This is a genomic window from Microbacterium sp. SORGH_AS_0421, from assembly GCF_030818635.1.
Classification (GTDB): Bacteria; Actinomycetota; Actinomycetes; order Actinomycetales; family Microbacteriaceae; genus Microbacterium.
Genome location: NZ_JAUTAO010000001.1, coordinates 485,957 through 503,945, shown reverse-complemented (window position 1 = coordinate 503,945; position 17,989 = coordinate 485,957). Strand labels below are relative to the sequence as shown.

20 protein-coding genes and 1 tRNA gene are annotated in these 17,989 nt (G+C 70.7%); 9 read left to right on the top strand and 12 right to left on the bottom strand.

Annotated features, from left to right (window positions below; translation table 11 throughout):
• The 3 genes from QE416_RS02495 to QE416_RS02485 are packed head-to-tail and all read right to left on the bottom strand — an operon-like array spanning position 1 to position 3,190.
• A complete protein-coding gene (locus QE416_RS02495) occupies positions 1-885 on the bottom strand; it encodes a carbohydrate ABC transporter permease (RefSeq protein ID WP_210072896.1) in 885 nt (294 codons plus the stop codon).
• Positions 882-1,895, bottom strand: coding sequence for a carbohydrate ABC transporter permease (locus QE416_RS02490; protein ID WP_307313187.1), 1,014 nt, complete (start codon positions 1,893-1,895; stop codon positions 882-884). Before QE416_RS02490 ends, QE416_RS02495 begins: the two co-directional genes overlap by 4 nt.
• 11 nt (positions 1,896-1,906) lie before the next feature.
• Positions 1,907-3,190, bottom strand: coding sequence for an extracellular solute-binding protein (locus tag QE416_RS02485; protein WP_307313183.1), 1,284 nt, complete (start codon positions 3,188-3,190; stop codon positions 1,907-1,909).
• 175 nt (positions 3,191-3,365) lie between these two features.
• Between QE416_RS02485 and QE416_RS02480 the strand changes: the two genes are divergently transcribed.
• From QE416_RS02480 to mmuM, 3 genes are all read left to right on the top strand, one after another.
• Positions 3,366-4,367, top strand: a complete 1,002-nt coding sequence (locus QE416_RS02480) for a LacI family DNA-binding transcriptional regulator (RefSeq protein ID WP_307313180.1) — start codon at positions 3,366-3,368, stop codon at positions 4,365-4,367.
• Positions 4,368-4,545: 178 nt separating this feature from the next.
• Positions 4,546-5,052 carry a MarR family winged helix-turn-helix transcriptional regulator gene (locus QE416_RS02475; protein ID WP_210072902.1) on the top strand — a complete coding sequence of 169 codons (507 nt, stop codon included), beginning with the start codon at positions 4,546-4,548 and terminating at the stop codon, positions 5,050-5,052.
• A complete protein-coding gene (gene mmuM / locus QE416_RS02470) occupies positions 5,049-5,903 on the top strand; it encodes a homocysteine S-methyltransferase (protein ID WP_307313176.1) in 855 nt (284 codons plus the stop codon). The genes QE416_RS02475 and mmuM overlap by 4 nt, the downstream gene beginning before the upstream one ends.
• A gap of 127 nt (positions 5,904-6,030) precedes the next feature.
• On the opposite strand, the gene QE416_RS02465 is transcribed toward mmuM, so the two are convergent.
• Together QE416_RS02465 and QE416_RS02460 are read right to left on the bottom strand one after the other, a co-directional pair.
• Complete coding sequence (locus QE416_RS02465) at positions 6,031-6,939, bottom strand: hypothetical protein (RefSeq protein ID WP_307313173.1); 909 nt, start codon at positions 6,937-6,939, stop codon at positions 6,031-6,033.
• A gap of 91 nt (positions 6,940-7,030) precedes the next feature.
• Positions 7,031-7,504, bottom strand: a complete 474-nt coding sequence (locus QE416_RS02460) for an Lrp/AsnC family transcriptional regulator (RefSeq protein WP_267788116.1) — start codon at positions 7,502-7,504, stop codon at positions 7,031-7,033.
• 155 nt (positions 7,505-7,659) lie between these two features.
• On the opposite strand from QE416_RS02460, the gene ald reads away from it, so the two are divergent.
• Positions 7,660-8,745: an alanine dehydrogenase gene (ald, locus tag QE416_RS02455; protein ID WP_307313171.1), complete on the top strand. Its 1,086-nt coding sequence runs from the start codon at positions 7,660-7,662 to the stop codon at positions 8,743-8,745.
• A 39-nt stretch (positions 8,746-8,784) separates the two neighbouring features.
• On the opposite strand, the gene QE416_RS02450 is transcribed toward ald, so the two are convergent.
• On the bottom strand, positions 8,785-9,468 hold the full coding sequence (locus tag QE416_RS02450) for a response regulator (protein WP_210072912.1): 684 nt from the start codon (positions 9,466-9,468) through the stop codon (positions 8,785-8,787).
• Positions 9,465-11,069, bottom strand: coding sequence for an ATP-binding protein (locus QE416_RS02445; protein WP_307317838.1), 1,605 nt, complete (start codon positions 11,067-11,069; stop codon positions 9,465-9,467). The genes QE416_RS02450 and QE416_RS02445 overlap by 4 nt, the downstream gene beginning before the upstream one ends.
• 135 nt (positions 11,070-11,204) lie before the next feature.
• Between QE416_RS02445 and QE416_RS02440 the strand changes: the two genes are divergently transcribed.
• Together QE416_RS02440 and QE416_RS02435 are read left to right on the top strand one after the other, a co-directional pair.
• Positions 11,205-12,659: a cation:dicarboxylate symporter family transporter gene (locus QE416_RS02440; RefSeq protein WP_307313166.1), complete on the top strand. Its 1,455-nt coding sequence runs from the start codon at positions 11,205-11,207 to the stop codon at positions 12,657-12,659.
• Positions 12,656-13,489, top strand: a complete 834-nt coding sequence (locus QE416_RS02435) for an aldolase/citrate lyase family protein (protein WP_267788110.1) — start codon at positions 12,656-12,658, stop codon at positions 13,487-13,489. Before QE416_RS02440 ends, QE416_RS02435 begins: the two co-directional genes overlap by 4 nt.
• A gap of 150 nt (positions 13,490-13,639) precedes the next feature.
• On the opposite strand, the gene QE416_RS02430 is transcribed toward QE416_RS02435, so the two are convergent.
• Genes QE416_RS02430 through QE416_RS02415 form a run of 4 tightly spaced genes read right to left on the bottom strand, consistent with a single transcriptional unit; the run spans position 13,640 to position 16,116 of the window.
• Positions 13,640-14,197 carry a DUF1992 domain-containing protein gene (locus tag QE416_RS02430; RefSeq protein ID WP_307313163.1) on the bottom strand — a complete coding sequence of 186 codons (558 nt, stop codon included), beginning with the start codon at positions 14,195-14,197 and terminating at the stop codon, positions 13,640-13,642.
• A complete protein-coding gene (locus QE416_RS02425) occupies positions 14,194-15,126 on the bottom strand; it encodes an oxygenase MpaB family protein (protein WP_307313161.1) in 933 nt (310 codons plus the stop codon). Before QE416_RS02425 ends, QE416_RS02430 begins: the two co-directional genes overlap by 4 nt.
• A 46-nt stretch (positions 15,127-15,172) precedes the next feature.
• Positions 15,173-15,703, bottom strand: coding sequence for a hypothetical protein (locus QE416_RS02420; protein ID WP_267788104.1), 531 nt, complete (start codon positions 15,701-15,703; stop codon positions 15,173-15,175).
• A gap of 2 nt (positions 15,704-15,705) precedes the next feature.
• Complete coding sequence (locus QE416_RS02415) at positions 15,706-16,116, bottom strand: DUF4383 domain-containing protein (RefSeq protein WP_103205818.1); 411 nt, start codon at positions 16,114-16,116, stop codon at positions 15,706-15,708.
• A gap of 252 nt (positions 16,117-16,368) precedes the next feature.
• Here QE416_RS02415 and QE416_RS02410 point away from each other — a divergent pair, with 252 nt between their 5' ends.
• The 3 genes from QE416_RS02410 to QE416_RS02400 are packed head-to-tail and all read left to right on the top strand — an operon-like array spanning position 16,369 to position 17,743.
• A complete protein-coding gene (locus QE416_RS02410; RefSeq protein ID WP_307313156.1) occupies positions 16,369-16,797 on the top strand; it encodes a YdeI/OmpD-associated family protein in 429 nt (142 codons plus the stop codon).
• A gap of 43 nt (positions 16,798-16,840) precedes the next feature.
• Positions 16,841-17,479, top strand: a complete 639-nt coding sequence (locus QE416_RS02405; RefSeq protein ID WP_210072924.1) for an asparagine synthase — start codon at positions 16,841-16,843, stop codon at positions 17,477-17,479.
• Positions 17,480-17,533: 54 nt separating this feature from the next.
• On the top strand, positions 17,534-17,743 hold the full coding sequence (locus QE416_RS02400) for a hypothetical protein (RefSeq protein ID WP_307313154.1): 210 nt from the start codon (positions 17,534-17,536) through the stop codon (positions 17,741-17,743).
• Positions 17,744-17,841: 98 nt separating this feature from the next.
• Here QE416_RS02400 and QE416_RS02395 read toward each other — a convergent pair.
• A tRNA-Arg gene (locus QE416_RS02395) sits at positions 17,842-17,914 on the bottom strand.
• Between the last annotated feature and the right edge of the window lie 75 nt (positions 17,915-17,989).

Genomic DNA, 17,989 nt, shown 5'->3' with positions numbered 1-17,989 from the left:
TCAGCCCTTCACGGCACCGGTGAGTCCGCCCACGATCCGTCGCTCGAACACGCTGAAGAACAGCAGAGCGGGGATCATCGACAGAGAGGTGAAAGCGAGTACTCGGGCGGTGTCGACCGAGTACTGCGAGGCGAACGCCTGGGTGCCCAGCGGCAGCGTGTAGGCGGCCTCGTTGTTGAGGATGAACAGCGGCAGCATGTACGAGTTCCAGCTGTTGACGAAGGCCAGGATGCCGACCGTCACCACCGCGGGCACCGCGAGAGGCAGCACCATGCGCCAGAAGAAGCCGAGGCGGCCGAGCCCGTCGATCGAGGCGGCCTCCTGCAGCTCGCTCGGAATGGCGGCAAGGAACGGCGACAGGATGATGATCGTCAGGGGCAGGGCGAAAGCGATCTGCGGCACGATGACGCCCGCGAGCGAGTTCGTCAGACCGAGATTGCGCACCAGGATGTACAGGGGCGTGATCGCGACGGTCATCGGGAACATCAGGCCCGCGGTGAACAGGGCGTAGACGGCTCCGCGCCCGCGGAAGCGGTACCGGGCCAGGCCGTAGGCCGCCATCATGCCCAGCGCGACGACGAACGCCGTCGTCGCGATCGCGGCGATCGCGGAGTTGCCGACCTGGCCCCAGAACGCGGGGCTCGCGAGCACGTCGGCGTAGTTCTGCCAGTTCCAGGTGGTGGGAAAGCCCGAGGGATCCACGGTGATCTCGGCGTTCGAGCGGAAGCCGCCGAGGATGATGTAGACCACCGGGGCGAGCATCATCCCGATCAGCAGCAGGGCGACGAAGCCGACGAGCACCGAGCTGCCGCGGTTCGCTCCGGCGGGGCGTCGGCGCGGGGTCCTCCCGCCGCGAGGGGTGACGAGGGTGGCGGTGGCGGTCATTTCGAACCTCCCGTGAGAGCGCCGGCCGTGTCGCGCCGCAGCACGAAGCGCTGATAGACGAGGGCGACGGCGAGCGAGATGAGGAACATCACCACGGCCACGGCGCTGCCGTACCCGAAGCTGCCGGCATTGCGGCCGTTGGCGACCATGTAGGTGGCCATCGTGGAGGTCCCCGCCGTGGAGGCGACGTACTGACCCCAGACGATCCAGACGAGGTCGAACAGCTGGAGGGAGCCGATGATCGACAGGAACGCCCAGATGCGGATCGTCGGTCCCATGAGGGGCAGGACGATGTGGCGCTGGATCTGCCAGTACGAGGCACCGTCGATCGCGGCGGCCTCGCTCAGCTCCTCGGGAATGCCCTGGAGACCGGCGAGGAAGAGGATCACGGCGAAGCCGATGTACTTCCACGTGATGATGATGAGCAGCGTCCAGATCGCCAGCGCCGGATCGGAGATCCAGTCCGCGCGGAGCGAGCCGAGCCCGATCTTCTCCAGAGCCCCGTTGAGCGCGCCGCCCGACTGCAGCATGAGGCCCCAACCGAGACCCACGACGACCTCGGAGATGACGTAGGGCACGAAGATCAGCACGCGGATGAGCGACTGCGCGCGCATCTTGCGATTCAGCAGCAGCGCGAGGCCCAGCGCGAGAGGTCCCTGCAGCACGAGGGATCCGACGACGATGAACGCGTTGTGGCCGAGGGCTTCGTGGAAGGCCGGGTCGGTGAGGATGGTGATGTAGTTTCGCAGCCCCACGAAGTCGACGGGAGCGCCGAAGCCCGACCACTTGTAGAAGCCGTAGTAGGCGGCGAGGGCGACGGGCAGGATGACGAACGACACGAACACCACCAGAGCGGGGCCCAGGAGGATCGCGAGTTCGCCGCGGATGCGCCAGTTCTCGAGCCGCCGCCGCGCGGTCGGCCGCCCGGCCGAGGGGGCGCGTGTGGCGCCCTCCCCGGCCGGGCGGCCTGACCCGGCGTCGGTCGCCGAGGTGGCGAGCTGGGTGGTCATGGTCGGCGTCCTCAGCGGGAAGCGGCGGCGTTGACGGCGTCGACGATGCCCTGCGGGCTGCCCTTGCCGGCGAACAGGTCGACGACGGCGACGTTCAGGGCGTTGCCGACGTTCTGTCCGTACAGGGTGTCGAGCCAGACCGAGACGTAGGGGGCGTCGGTGTACGCCTTCAGCGCGGACTGCAGGGCGGGGGTGGTGACGGCATCCGTCGCCTCGCTCGAGGCGGGGATGGTCTGGAAGGCCGCGGCGTACTTCTCCTGGTTCTCCTTGTTGACGAGGAAGTTCAGGAAGTCGGTGCACTGCGCCGGGGCGTTGACCCAGCACGAGTAGCCGTCGACGCCGCCCATGATCGCGCCCTCTTCGCCCTTGCCGCCGGGAACCTCGGGGAAGGGGAACCAACCGAGGTCGGCGAGGGGCTTCTCATCGGGCGTGAGCGAGGCGATCACGCCGGGGTTCCAGGCACCCATGAGTTCCATGGCGGCCTGGTGGTTGGCGAGCAGGCCCGCCGACGAACCGGCACCCTGCTGGGCCGCCGTGGTGAGGAAGCCGTCGTTGAAGGGCTGGGTCTTCAGGAACGACTCGAGGTTCTCACCCGCCTGCAGCCAGCACGGGTCGTCGAAGCTGCGGCTCTGCGCCGCGGTGTCCAGGACGTCCTTCGAGCAGGCGCGCAGCGCGAAGTTGTAGTACCAGTGGGCCGCGGGCCAGGCGTCCTTCGCGCCCACGGCGATCGGGGCGACGCCCGTGGCGCGGATCTTCGCGTCGGCGGCCTGCAACTCGTCGATCGTCTCGGGGGCGGCGGAGACGCCGGCCGCGGACAGGAGATCCTGCGAGGTGAAGATGCCCGAGGGGAGCACGGCGACGGGCATGCCGTAGTTCTTGCCGTCGACCTCGAAGGCGCCGAGCGAGTTGCCGAGAGCGGTCTTGACCTCGGGCGAGATCTTGTCGGTGAGGTCCATCGCCTGGCCGGCCGCGACGATGTCGGCGAGCTTGCCGCCGCCGCGAGCCATGAACAGGTCGGGGGCGTCGCCCGAGTTGAGGGCGGTCTGGAGCTTGCCGTCCATCTCTTCGTTCTGCAGGGCCTGGATCTCGATCGTGACGCCGGGATTCGCCGCCTCGAACGCCGCGGCCGTGTCCTCCCAGTACTTCTTGCCGTCACCCGTGGTGGAGTTGTGCCACAGCGTCAGCGTGACCGAACCGTCGGCGTTCTGGCCGCCGCCGCCCGCGGCGCAGCCACCGAGGGCGAGTGTTCCGGCGACGGCGAGGGCCGCTCCGGCGAGGATTTTGCGCGTGTTCATGTGATTCCCGTTTCTCTTCGTCGAGGTGCGCCGTGGGACGCGTCGGTGTTCGGCTGCTTCGCCGTTCGTGCGCTTCTCGGGGTCTGCTGCCCGCCGAGGTGTGAGCAGTGTCGCCCGGGGCTCGCGCGAACGTCAAACGTTTTCGAAAATGTTTTCCACGCTATGGTCGGATGCCATGACGAGGCGCGCGACCATCCACGACGTCGCCGCGGCGGCCGGGGTCTCGGTGGCCACGGTGTCGAAGGCGGTGAACGGGCGCTACGGGGTGTCGCCCGAGACCGTGGGGCGGGTCCTGGACGCCGTGAAGACCCTCGGGTACGAGTCGAGCCTCGTCGCCAGCAGCATGCGCTCGCGCCGGACGGGCGTGATCGGCGTGCTCGTGGCCGACATCGAGCCGTTCTCCGCCGAGATCCTCAAGGGAGTCGGGGGAGCCCTGTCCGACACCGGGTACGACCTCTTGGCCTACACGGGCGCGCGTCGCGACGGCGAGGGCTGGGAGCGCCGCTCGCTGAGCCGGCTGAGCGGCACGCTCATCGATGCGGCGATCATCGTCACGCCCACGGTCGTCAACGTCTCGGGAGAGGTGCCCATCGTGGCCATCGACCCGCACACGGGCCGGGGAGACCTGCCGACCGTCGAGTCCGACAGCTACACCGGCGCGCAGCAGGCCGTGCACTATCTCGTGCAGCTCGGTCACCGGCGCACCGGCTTCATCGCGGGGCGGCCCGATCTGCGCTCCGCGGTCGCCCGCGCCTCGGGGTACCGCGCGGGGCTCGCCGCCGCGGGGATCCCGTTCGACTCCGCGCTGGTCGGCGTCGGACGCTACGAGCAGGACGTCGCGCGCGAAGCCGCCGAGGCCATGCTCTCGCTCGACGACCCGCCCACGGCGGTGTTCGCCGCGAATGATCTCTCGGCGCTGTCGATCATCGAGGTCGCCGCCGCGCGGGGGTTGAGCGTGCCCGGCGATCTGTCGGTGGTCGGTTTCGACGACGTGCCCGAGGCCGCCCGCGCGCAACCCGCCCTGACCACGGTCCGCCAGCCGATGAAGCGCCTCGGCGCCGAGGCCGTGCGGATGGTGCTCGCGCTGCTGGCCGGGGAGACCCTGCCCGAGACGCACATCGAACTCCCGACGCGCCTCGTCGCGCGGGCGACGACCGCGCCGCCGCGCTCGCGCTGAACCGCGTGGGGCCCCGGCATCCGGTGCCCGCCCGCGTCGAGTGTCCATGACACGCCGCGCGGGACCGTGCCGACGCGGCGTGTTCTGGACACCCGACGAGTTCCTTCCCGGGGCGCGCGAAACGCCCGCTCCGCCCGTCGCGCGCCGCACCACCCCGCGGCTCGGGTACCGTCGAGGTGTGCCCACTGCCAGCAGTAAAGACGACGAGGTCGACCTCCTCATCGACGCCTGGTCGCAGTTGCTGCCCGACGTCGACCTGACGCCCCTCGACGTGATGTCGCGCCTGCGCCGCGCGGCCTTCCACCTGTCGAAGCTCCGCGCCAAAGCCTTCGCCAGCGCCGACATCGCCGTCTGGGAGTTCGACGTTCTCGCCGTGCTCCGCCGCGCCGGCACCGAGCTCAGCGCAACGCGCCTGATCACAGCGACCATGATCGGCAGCGCCGCCATGACGAACCGCCTCGACAAGCTCGCCGAGCGCGGACTCGTCAATCGCCGCCCCAACCCCTCCGACGGCCGCGCGATCCTCGTCGCGATCACCGCCGAGGGCATCGAGCGCGTGGACGCGGCGATGACCGAGCTCGTCCGCCTCGAAGCCGACGCGCTCCGCGATGTCAGCCGACACGACCAGGCCCTTCTCGCGAGCGCTCTGCGCGTGCTCGCGGCGGGCGAGACGCACGAGGCGTGATCGACCTCGTCGCCACCGTGACCCGACGCCCCGTCGTCCTCGACGGCGGCCTGGGCACCCTGCTCGAGGCGCGCGGCAACGACGTCACCTCCGCGCTGTGGTCGGCCCGCGTGCTGCGAGACGAGCCCCACGAGGTGCGCGCGGCCCACGCCGAGTTCGTCGCCGCGGGAGCCGAGGTCGTCATCACCGCCTCGTACCAGCTGAGTTTCGGGGGAGTGATCCCGGATGCCGAGGTCGAGGCGCTCCTGCGCCGCTCGGTGTCTCTCGCGCGAGAGGCCGGCGATGTGGCGGTCGCGGCCTCCGTCGGCCCGGTGGGTGCCCTGCGCGCCGACGGCAGTGAGTACACCGGCTCCTACGGGCTGAGTCTCGACGAGCTGCGCAGCGCCCATCGACGCCGCCTGCACGTTCTCGCCGAATCGGGTGCCGACCTCCTCGCCGTCGAGACCATCCCCTCCGTTCTCGAAGTGGAGGCGCTCGCCCTCGAACTCGATGATCTCGGTGTCCCCGCCTTCGTCAGCGTCTCCGCCGACAGCACCGGTTACGCGCACCGAGGCGCCCGCGCCGAGGCCCTGCGCACCGCGGCATCGGTCTCGAGCGTGCTCGCCGTGGGCGTCAACTGCTGCGCGCCCGAGACGGTGCTTCCCGCGCTCGCCGAGGCTCCCGGCATCCCGCTCCTGGCGTACCCGAACACCGGTGAGAGGTGGGACGCCGCCACACGCACCTGGCATGGCGGTACGGCGCCCCTGGCCGACGCGGCACCTTCGTGGGTCGCCGCCGGCGCGCGTCTGGTGGGCGGGTGCTGCCGCTCGACGCCCGCCGACATCGCGGCGATCGCGGCCGCGGTGCGCTGAGGCCGCGATCGGGTGCGCAGCCCGACGGTTCGGGGCTCTCGGTTGCTCTCGGACCTGTTGCGGAGCAGCCGTGCGACGGCACCGGTCGATGACGCGGCCGAGGCAACGCGCGTGCGGGTGCGAGCGCTCAGACGGTGATCCGCGGCCGCCGCCGGGGTGTCGCGTCGGTGAGCAACTCGACCTCCTCGGGGCGCCAGCCGTAGTCGGCGGCCAAGCGCTCCCGCAGCGCGGATATCGCCGACGGCACAGAGATCTCCACGCCGTGCAGCGAGTCGACGGTCGAGGGGTCGAGATCTCGCGCGGCCCGGCGCAGATCGAGCAGCAGAACGCGGACGCGTTCGCGGCCGAAGGCGGCGGTGGCGAGATTCCAGTCGCCGATCGAGATCGAGGCCCCCCGGCGGCGGCCCCCGGCGGTGGCACCCGCGGAGGGCAGGCCGATGATGACGATCGAGACGCCGGTCAACAGCATCGCCGAGATGCCGGCCACGATGACACCGGTGGGGGAGAACACGGGGTCGAACGAGTCGCTCTCGAGCGAGAGGATGCCGCGAGCCGTGGAGTACAGCGCGTATGCGCCCATCGCGGTGGTGAGCACGAAGCGGGATCGGCGGGGCAGCGCGCTCGCCCGGAACGCCAGGACGGCGCAGAGGCCGCAGGCGAGGGCGAGGGTGAACGCCTTGATCGTCGTGACCGCGGCGGGCGCGAGGGTGAAGCCCAGGGCGGCCACGGCGGCGACGGCCACCGCGATCGGCAGGGATCGGGTGAGGGGGCGATCGGGCGTCACGACGAGGGCGGCGCACAGCAGTGCGGGGGCGAGGATCATCGTGGTGTCGGCGGCGATCCGGGTCAGGTCTCCGGCTCCGTTCGACGCCATGATGTCCAGCACTGCCGCACCGACCGAGACCGCTCCCGAGAGGGCTCCGACCCTCAGGAACACACCGAGAGCGCCCGCGCTGCCGATGCGCGGGAGGATCACGCAGATCACTCCGATCGCCAACACCACGCACATGACGGCTACGCCGATCGACAGCACCATGAAACCCCCCGGGGTCTCATCATGGCGGCGCCGTCTGGTACGCCGGCCGTCTTGACGGCGGCCGTGCCGGGGACTATCGACCCGGGCGGGGTCAGTCGAAATCCGCCGCCAGGGCGTTGCGGTGGTACTCGAAGATGATGCTCGTGCGGGTGGAGGCCACGCTGTGCCGGGCCGAGAGGTGGTCGACGACGAAGCGGCGCACGGCCGAGGAATCGTCGACCGCGATGTGCACGAGGAAGTCGTCCGCCCCGCCCAGGAAGAACAGCTGGATCACGTCCGGATGGCGGCGGATCTCGTGCGCGAACGCGCGAATGCTCTCCTGACGCTGCCCCGGTCGTAGCGTCACGCCCACGATCGCCTGCAGGCCCCGGCCGAGACGGCTCTGGTCGACGGCGGCGTGGAAGCCGGTGAGCAGACCGCGGTCGATGAGCCCCCGCAGACGGGTATGAGCGGTGGATGCCGCGACCCCGAGCGCCTCGGCGAGCGCGGCGTTCGTCATGCGGGCGTCGGCGGACAGCAGCTCTATCATCCGGGCGTCGAGCGGGTGCAGATCGTCCCCGGCCATCGCAGATCCTTCGTTTCAGAGGACCGAAGAAGCCCTCGGTATCCGATGATATCGCCGTCCTCGCCGTAGATACCGACCTTTCTTCGGGGAAACACCACGGAAACACGCTCTTCTGCGATTCTCTCCGCAACGCTCATCCGCTCGAGGAGGAACCCATGCGCGTCTGCGTGCCCACCGAGATCAAGAACAACGAGAACCGCGTCGCGATGACACCCGCGGGAGTCGATGCGCTCGTCCACCGCGGCCACAAGGTGCTCGTCCAGGCGGGCGCGGGCGAGGGCAGCGGCTTCGCCGACGAGCAGTACCGCGCCGCGGGCGCCGAGATCGTCGCCACCGCCGACGAGACCTGGGCACGCGCCGAACTCCTGGTCAAGGTCAAGGAGCCCATCGCCCCCGAATACCGGTTCCTGCGCGCCGATCTCACCCTCTTCACCTACCTGCACCTCGCCGCCGATCGGCCGCTGACCGATGCGCTCATGGCCGCGGGGACCACGGGCGTCGCCTACGAGACCGTGCAGACCGCCGATCGCGCCCTGCCGTTGCTGGCGCCGATGAGCGAGGTCGCCGGACGCCTGTCGATCATCGAGGGCGCCCACCACCTGCTGCGCGCCTCGGGTGGCCGGGGTCTGCTCCCCGGCGGTGTGCCCGGCACCCCGCGGGCCAAGGTGGTCGTCATCGGCGGCGGCGTCGCCGGCGAGCACGCCGCGGCGAACGCTCTCGGTCTCGGTGCCCGTGTGACGGTCGTCGACATCTCGCTGCCCAAGCTGCGTCAGCTCGAGGAGCGCTTCGGCGGCGCGATCGAGACCCGCGCCTCGACCCGCCTCGAGATCGCCGAGCAGCTCGCCGACGCCGACCTCGTCATCGGCTCGGTGCTCATTCCCGGTGCCGCCGCGCCCAAGCTCGTCACCGACGACATGGTCGCGGCGATGAAGCCCGGCTCGGTCCTCGTCGACATCGCGATCGACCAGGGCGGCTGTTTCGAGGGCTCGCGTCCCACGACGCACGACGAGCCGACCTTCCGCGTCCACGATTCGCTGTACTACTGCGTCGCGAACATGCCCGGCGCGGTGCCGCACACCTCGACCCGGGCCCTGTCGAACGCCACCCTGCCCTACATCACACGCATCGCCGACCGGGGGTGGGAGGCCGCGGCATCCGCCGATCCCGCCCTGGCCAAGGGCCTGAACGTACGCGCCGGCGTCGTGGTGAACGAGGGCGTACGCGCGGCGTTCGACCTCTGACCCACGTCCCCGCGGACACTCGACGAGGGCGGGCCGCCGCTAGCCGCGGAGCCAGGCGTAGGTGATCTCGGGGCGGCCCTGGCCGCCGTAGCGGGGTTCGCGGCGGACGCGACCGACGTCGGCGAGGTGCTCGAGGTAGCGCCGGGCGGTGACGCGCGACATGCCCTCGCTCTCGCCGACCTCGGTCGAGGACACGGCGCCGGAGGCCGTGCGCACGCGCTCCGCCACGGCCTGCAGCGTCTCGTCGCTCAGGCCCTTCGGCAGGGTCGGGGCAGCGATGGTCCGAAGCGTGCCCAGCAGCGCGTCGACCTCGGACTGCGTCGCCTCTCCCGCCGCGCGATCCAGGCCCTCGACGTAGGACCGGTACGCCTCGAGACGCTCGCGGAACGCGGCGAACGCGAAGGGCTTGATGAGGTATTGCACGACGCCGATCGAGACCGCCGCGCGCACGGTCGCGGCATCTCGGACCGCGGTGACGGCGATGATGTCAACGCGAGACCCCATCGCGCGCACGCGTCGGGCGACGTCGAGACCGGTGCCGTCGGGCATCGTCATGTCGAGAAGGACGAGGTCGATACGGCGCTCGGGATCGCTCAGGGCGGTGAGCGCCGCGCGGGCTCCCGCGGCATGACCGGCGACCTCGAAACCGGGCACTCGAGCGACGTAGGCGGAATGCAGCTCCAACGCCAGCGCGTCGTCGTCGACGACCAGCACCCTGATCACGGCGCCACCGCCTCGGCGACGGCGGGAAGGAAAACGCGCACGGTCGTGGGGTCCTCCACCACCTGCAGCGTGCCGCCGTGCGCCGCGACGATGTCGCGCACGAGGGCGAGACCGACACCGCGGCCTCCGGGGGAGTGCGCCGGCTTGGTGGACGCGCCGAACGCGAAGGGATCGGCGAGCGCGGGGTCGAACCCGGTGCCGCTGTCGGACACCTCGAGCACCACGTCGCCTCCGCCTGCGCGAAGCGCCGCGTGCACCCAGCGGGGTTCGGCGCCGGCCGCCGCGGCATCCAGAGCGTTGTCGACGAGGTTTCCCACCACCGTCACCGCCTCGGCCGCGGGGAGCGGCAGCGCGGGCGTCGGCTCGGCGACGTCGAGGTCGAGGTGCACGCCGCGCTCGGCGGCCTCGTCGAGTTTGCCCAGCAGCAGGGCGACCACCACGGCGTCCTCGTCGTCCGAGACCAGGCGGTCGGCGAGCTCCTGACGTTCGCCGGTCGAGGCCACGATCAGGCGGCGGGCTTCGTCGATGCGCCCGAGCTCGAGCAGGGCCAGCAGCGCGTGCAGGCGGTTGCCGTGTTCGTGGGTCTGCGAACGCAGGGTGTCGCTGAGCGTGCGGACGCCCTCGAGCTCGCCGAGCAGCGCCTGCAGCTCCGACCGGTCGCGCAAGGTCATGACCCGACCGCGTTCCGGAGCGCGCCGGCCCGCCAGATCGCGCGCCTCTTCCTGGTTGACCAGCAGCACCCGCTCCCCGTTGACGACGGTTTCTTCGACCATGCGTCGACCGCTCGCGATGGCCTCGGCGAGACCGGCGTCCATCTCGATCTCGCGGGGGTCGAGCGATACCTGCCCCGAGCGGGCCGGGGGCAGGCCCAGCAGGTCGGCGGCCTCGTCGTTGTAGAGCACGATGCGCCCGGCGCGGTCGGTGACCACGAGCCCCTCGCGCAGTGAGTGCAGCACCGTCTCGTAGCTCTCGACGAGACGCGACAACTCGGCGGGCGTGTACGAGCCGGTCACGCGTCGTGCGCTCTGTCGGACGTAGAGGGCTCCCAGTATCCCCATGCCGACGATGGCGGCGGATGCCAGGACGATCAGCGGTGCGCGAGCGGCGAGGTCCTGCTGCACGGCGCCGAGCGTGACGCCGACGGCGACCAGGCCCACGATGTCGCCGCTCTCGTCGCCCCCGTCGCGGATCGGGACGATGGTGCGCACCGAGGGCCCGAGGGTTCCGTCGTAGACCTCGGTGTGCGTCTGGCCGGCAAGCGCCTCCGATCGCGAACCGAGGTACTGCTCGCCGATCTCGGACCTGTTGCGGTGGGTGAGACGGATGCCGTCGGGCGTCATGATCGTGACGAACGACAGGTCGGCGTCGGGGAGGATCTGCTCGACCATCGGCTGCAGGGCGCCGGAGTCGCGCCGCACGACCAGAGCGGCGACGTCGGGCTCGTGCGCGAGGGTCTCGGCGACGGAGCGGGTGACCTTCTCGGCCTCGCGCTGACCGGAGTCGCTCAACTGCACCGACAGCAGCGCCGCCAGCACGCCGGCGACGAGCACGACGACGCCCAGGGACACCAACGCCAGGCGTCCACCCACGCTCAGTCTCATCACCACGCCCTTCTCGCGCTTGCCGTGAACAATACGACCACAAATCGCCGACGCGTCCGGCGTCGATCAAAGTCGTCACATCGACCGGCGCCCCCGCCGGACTCAACAAAGGCGTTAGAAAAGGGGAAGTCGCTCATGGCACTCTCACTCCGCACCACACGCGACGGCAGGCCGCGCAAGAAGATCGACCGCAACCACTGGCTCTACATCTCCGTCATCGTCGCGGTCGTGGCCGGTGTCATCGTGGGCCTGGTCGCCCCGCAGTTCGCCACGGCCCTCGAGCCCGTCGGCAAGGGCTTCGTCAGCCTCATCAAGATGATGATCGCCCCGGTCATCTTCTGCACGATCGTCGTGGGAATCGGCTCGATCGCCAAGGCCTCCACGGTCGGCAAGATCGGCGGCCTGGCGATGGTCTACTTCCTCGTCATGTCGTCGTTCGCCCTGATCATCGGCCTCGTCGTCGGCAACATCATCCACCCGGGCGAGGGACTGAACATCGCGGGCGCCCAGTACGACGCCCCCGCGGCCGAGGCGACCTCCACCCAGGAGTTCATCCTGGGCATCATCCCCACCACGTTCTTCTCCGCCTTCACCGGCGGCAGCATCCTCCAGGTGCTGTTCATCGCCCTTCTCGTCGGCTTCGCCCTGCAGGGCATGGGCGAGCGCGGCGCGCGCATGGTCGAGGGCATCCGTAACTTCCAGGTGCTCGTCTTCCGCATCCTCGGCATGATCCTGTGGCTCGCCCCCATCGGCGCCTTCGGTGCCATCGCCGCCGTCGTCGGCAAGACCGGGTTCCAGGCCGTGATCAGCCTCGGCATCCTGATGGGCGCCTTCTACATCACGTGCTTCCTCTTCATCGCCGTGGTGCTCGGCACGCTGCTGTACGTCGTGACCCGCGTCAACATCTTCACGCTGATGAAGTACCTGGGCCGCGAGTACCTGCTCATCGTCGGTACCTCGTCGTCCGAGGCCGCTCTTCCCCGCCTCATCGCCAAGATGGAGCACCTCGGTGTCTCGAAGCCCGTCGTGGGCATCACCGTCCCGACCGGGTACTCCTTCAACCTCGACGGCACGGCGATCTACCTCACGATGGCCTCGCTGTTCATCGCCACCGCGATGGGCTCGCCCATGTCGATCGGTGAGCAGATCGGTCTCATGATCTTCATGATCATCGCCTCGAAGGGCGCGGCCGGCGTCACCGGTGCCGGTCTCGCCACCCTCGCCGGTGGTCTGTCGGCCTACCGCCCCGACCTGGTCGACGGCGTCGGCGTCATCGTCGGCATCGACCGCTTCATGTCCGAGGCCCGCGCCGTCACCAACTTCACGGGCAACGCGGTGGCCACGATGCTCATCGGCGTGTGGACCAAGCAGTACGACGGCCAGCGCGTCCGCGAGGTGCTCGCCGGCAACATCCCCTTCGACGAGAGTCTGATGACCGGCCACGACCACTCGGCGACCCCCGCGGCGGATGCCAAGGAGCAGGCGTCGGCGGAGGCCGGCACGGGTCCCGCGGCCACCGTCGACACGCAGTCGCTCGACGCCTTCCGCGCTCAGGCGGAGGCGGAGGCCGCGGCACGGGGTCGCTCGTGACTCTGACGCACGACACCTCGGCGGGGGCGGCTTCGGCCGCCCCCGCCCCGGCGCGTGTCGACCTCGCGCGCACCTGGATGCTCCGCTCGCCGCTGGCGGGCGGTCTCGAGACCGCGGCCGACGTACTCGTGATCGACCTCGAAGACGGCCTCCCCGCGGGGCGAAAGGCCGAGGGCCGGGACCGCGCTCGGCGGGCCGCTGTCGACGCCCCGGTGTGGTTGCGCATCAGCGCCGCCGGGACGCGCGACGGAGAAGCCGATCTCGCGCTGGGCCGTGACCTCGACGATCGCCTGGCCGGGGTCGTCCTGGCCATGTGCGCCGGTCCCGACGACGTGGCTCACGTCGCGGCATCCCTTCCGGCCGGCACCCCGATCGTCGCGATGGTCGAGTCGGCAGCGGCGCTGCTGGCGGCACCGGCCATCGCCGCCCACCCCGCGACCCGTCGCCTCGCTTTCGGCACGGGCGACTTTCGTCGCGACACCGGGATGACCGCCGACCGCATCGCGCTGTCGTGGCCGCGCGCCCAGCTCGTCGTCGCCTCGGCCGCGGCGGGTATCGCGGGACCCATCGACGGTCCGTGCGGCCCGGTCGAGCAGGCTCGGGATGCCGCCCTCCACGCCGTCGCGATGGGCTTCACCGGCACGCTCGCGCTGAGGGATGCCGCCATTCCCGGCGCCCACGCCGGCTTCACACCCGCACCCGCCGACGTGGAAGCCGCCCGGTCGCTGCTGTCGACGACTCCCGATGGTCCCGTCGACGGCTCGTACGCGCCGGCACTCGCTCGGGCCCGGGCGCTGCTCGAGCGCGCGGAGGCGCTGGCAGCGCTCTGACGGCGCGGCTCTTTCTCCCCCCCCCCCCCCCCCGACCGCCCCGCGACATCGCACGGTCCTCCCGAGACGACGCGGCGTGCACATGCCGAAGCGGGTGCGCAGGCGCCGATCGTGTGATCCGGACGTCAGCCGGGGCGAAAGCGACGCCGGTCAGGAGCGCCGGAACCAGCGCCGCCGTCGTTCCGGCGCCGCCCATGCCGCCGCCTCCACGCGTGCGCGACGTCGTTCGATCCAGGCCGCCACCTCGGCCTCGACGTCCACCGTCGGCGTCACCACGGGCGGGCCGCCCTGGAGCTGCCGCCGAGCCTCGACCACGCGGCGGTTGAAGTCTTCGACCGCCTCGCGCACCTCGGGCTCGCGGGCGATGGCATCCAGTCGCTCCGCCAATTCGGCGTGCTCGACGCGCAGGGTCAACGCCGGAGGGCCGAGACCGGTGAGCTGTTCGGTCTCGATCTTGCGACGGATCCACCAGTCGGGGTCGTGCGAGGTGCCGAGGTCGGGGAGAGGCTTGCCGGCGCCGGGGAGGTTGTCGAACTCACCGCGGCGGATCGCCTGTTGGATCGAGGTCTCGACGAAGGCGGCGCGCTCGGCAGCGGTCGAGCCCCGCGAGGGTCCCTCGGGTTCGGCGGGTTCGGGCGCGAGACCGGCCTCGCGCAGCTTCCGGTCGAGCCGGTAGCGTTCCGCGGCCTGGCGGGCGTCGTCGCTCACGCGGCCTCCCGTCCGTCACGCTCCAGCCGGGCCAGTCGCAGCCGCGCCATGTCCTGGGCGCGGGGGCCCGAGCCCAGCGCGCGCTCGGTGACACGCAGGATCACGCGAGTCAGCGTCAACACGGGAAGAGGCCAACGCCGCACCCCGAGCATCTTCCGGTAACGACGGGGGATGGTTGCCACCGCTGCGGCGAACAGCACGCGGTAGGACAGACCCATGAGCCCGGGGAACGGCGGCTTGCGCAGGAACCTCACCACGTCGGCCACGCGTTCGTCGCCGCGCAGCTCGCCACGGTCGGCGAAGCCGTCGATCTCGGCGCGGAGATCTCGTCTGGTGAGGGGCGGGTCGACGAGCCGCATGAGTCGACCGGCGGTGGCCCAATCGGAGACGTACGCGTCGGGTCCGCCGGGAATGGGCGTGCGCGACACCTCGTGTCCGGCGAGGAACGCGTCGGTGAAGGCGAGGTGCACCCATCGGACGAGGTCCGCCGCCTCGGCGGTGTACGCGCGTTCGCTTCCGTCGCCGCCGACGTACTCGCCCTTCACGCGGCGGTGAAACCTCCCTACGCGTGCGGTCTCGGCATCCGCCTGCGTCCTCGACCCGTACGTCAGCGTGATGACCCAGCGCACGGTGCCGGTGAGGCGACCGATCGGATCCTCGCGATAGCGCGACCAGTCGTGCACGCCGGCGAGCGCTCCCGGGTGCAGGGCCTGGAGAAGAAGGGCCCGGATGCCGGCCACGAGCGTGCCCATCCCGGCGTGCACGGTCCACGCGGGGCCGTTCTCGACGAAGTAGCCGGTGTCGTCTCCATCGGCGATCGCGCGGACGTAGGGGGCCATGCCGGTGGGATCTCCCGCGAGAGCGACGAGGATCTTGCCGCGCAGCGACTGGATCCAGCCGGGAGCGGAAGAGGAGGCGTCGATCGTCACCCTTCCAGCGTGCCACCGTCTGAGCGGGTGGGCTCCGTGAGAGGGATCAGTGTCCCTCGTGCGAGATGACGGGAACGGTGCCGTCGTCGCGCAGGAGGACGGCGTTCTGCGTGGCCCCGAGAGCGGGGGTGACGACCACGGCGATGACCGCGGCGGCGACGAGCAGTCCGACGACGCTCATCGGCTGGGCGGTGCGCGTCGGATTCGGACCGCGGCTCACTCGGCGAAGATGAACGGCCGCGGTGGCACCCACGACGACGAGCAGGGCGCACGCCGCCGTGACGCCGAGGATGCTCGTGTGAGCGGGAGCTGCGAACATCAGGCCCGCCGTGAGGGCGAGGGCGACGAGCGCTCCCGCCAACGTGATGCGGGGGACGACGAGACGGCCCGTCGACAGTGTGGCCGCTCCCCACGCGAGGCAGGCCAGACCGAGGACCACCATCCCGATCCCGAGGCCGCTTGCGACGGCCCCGGAATCGGGACGGATGATGGCACCCGCGCCGAGGGCGGCGGTGATGAGACCGGCCCCCCACGCGGATACGGAGGGCCACGACCTCACGAAGGTCGCAGCAGTCATGCTCAGACCGCCGCGGTACGCGGGACGTTGCGCTCGGTGCCGAGGCCGACACCCAGCAGCACGACGGCGCTGGCGAGGTGGAGGAAGTGGTCGGGCACGTTCAGCGCGAGGATGTTCGCGGCGGTGCCCACGAGGAAGAAGCCCACGATGCCGAGGAGCAGGTAGACGGCGCCGACGGTCGTGTTGACGCCCTTCGCTGCGCGAGCGTTGGCGAGACCGGCGACCAGCAGTGCGGCACCGATCAGGAGGTGGGCGATGTTGTGGAGCGGGTTGACCTCGAAGATGCCGAGGAGTAGTCCGCCCTGTGTGGCGATGAAACCGACCCCGCCGGTGACGGCGAAGCCGAGCAGACCGACGAGCAGGTAGACAGCGCCGAAGACGGTGGCCACGAGACGGTTGGGTGATGAGCTCATGATGAACCTCCCAGAGTGTTGGCAGCGACCGTCCGGCCGCCTCATCACATCTTCGGAGACAACGCTCGATTCGGATTGGGCTTTGCGCACACCTGGGTGTTTCCTGTATGCATCCGGAAATGACAGAAGGCCCCCGAGTACTCTCCGAGGCCCTCCGCAACGAAACCGACCATAGGCAGTCCCGCCGCGCGGATGGAGGGGATTGCATTTAGGCCGTTGTTCACTTATTCGACTGTCTGACACACTCCGGCCATGCGTTTCGATACGACCCTTCGGCAAACGGGCAACAACACGGGGATCGAGGTGCCGCCCGAGGTGGTCGACGCTCTGGGCGGTGGAAGGCGCGCCGCGGTCATCGTGGACGTGAACGGGTTCACGTTCTCCAGCACGATCGGTGCGATGGGCGGGAAATCCCTCATTCCGTTCTCCGCGGACAAGCGCGCCGCCACGGGATTGTCGGGAGGGGATGCCATCTCCATCGATCTCGCCCTCGACACCGCGCCCCGCACGGTGGAAATTCCCGACGACCTGGCTGCGGCCCTTTCCGACGCGGGAATGCGCGCGAAATTCGACGCCCTCTCGCCGAGCGCGCGCAAAGCGCACGTGACGAGCGTCGATGCAGCGAAGGCCGCCGGCACCCGCGCCCGTCGCATCGCAGCCGTGGTGGCGAAGCTCACCTGAGCGATCGACGCGCCCCGGACGATAGCCTGGACGGGGAGGTCACGTGGGGCGCACGAAGGAGGCCATCGCCGAGGGGCTGTCGATCGCGACAGCCGCGGCGCGGCTCGCTGTGCGCAACCGGATTCTCGTCGACACCATCGCCCGCGGGGGCCACTTCGACGGCGAGGTCTTCGCCGAGCTGGCCCGCGAGACGCTGCGCTCCCTCGCCGACGAGCAGGACCAGGCGGCGGAGCGGGTCACCCATCAGCGCAAGCGCGCGTGGGGCCGGTTCTCGGACTCGTCGGGCACCCACGATTACCGCGACCGTGACACGCGCAACCTGCGTCGTCGTGCCAAGCAGTCCCGCGGTGTCGCCAAGGAGCTGCGCGCCCTCGCCGACGATCCCGAGCGGGTCAAGGTCCTCGTCGCCGACGCCCGTATCGCGGCGTGGGGCGACGTCGAGGCGAACCTCAGCCAGCGTCTCGACGTCGAGGGCATGACCGCGGACGCCGATCCGGATTACGCCCGAATGCGCAAGGCGCGCATGGACGCGCTCCGCATGGTCGACCTCGCGCGTCTCGCCTCGCAGGCGAAACGTCGAGCGAAGGACCGGGCTGCTGCCGACGAGGCGGGGGCGACGAAAGATTCACCCGAGCCCGAGACGCACAAGGGCGGCAAGAAGAAGAAGTCCGCCGCGCGCTGACTCCGGTTCCGCGCGCGCCCGGGGTAGCCTCGGCGCCAACGGAAGGCGGATGCCATGGCACGACGACGATCGGGACGCGCGAAGCGCGTCGCTCGGCCGGGGTACGCCCTGGTCGCGGTGAGTGCACGCGACGCGAACGGCTTCGTGCACCACTACGACGAGATCGAGACGCCGCTCGGTTCCCTCCACGAGGCCGTCGCGATCCTTCAGCTGCACTCGACCGCGATGGATGCGGCTCATGCGGAGGAGGCGGCCTCGGCCTGAGGTCCCGCGGACCGGCCGGGTTGTCGGCATCCGGGCAGAGAAAAAGCCCCGGCGGAATTTCTTCACGCCGGGGCTTCTCTTACTGTCTCAACACAGTGTGCGCCCGAAGGGACTCGAACCCCTAACCTTCTGATCCGTAGTCAGATGCTCTATCCATTGAGCTACGGGCGCAGGGCCTCCGCGCGAAACGGCGCGCAGGCCGTGGTCCAGCATAGCCGGACCCATCGGAGACGTCTAATCGGCCCG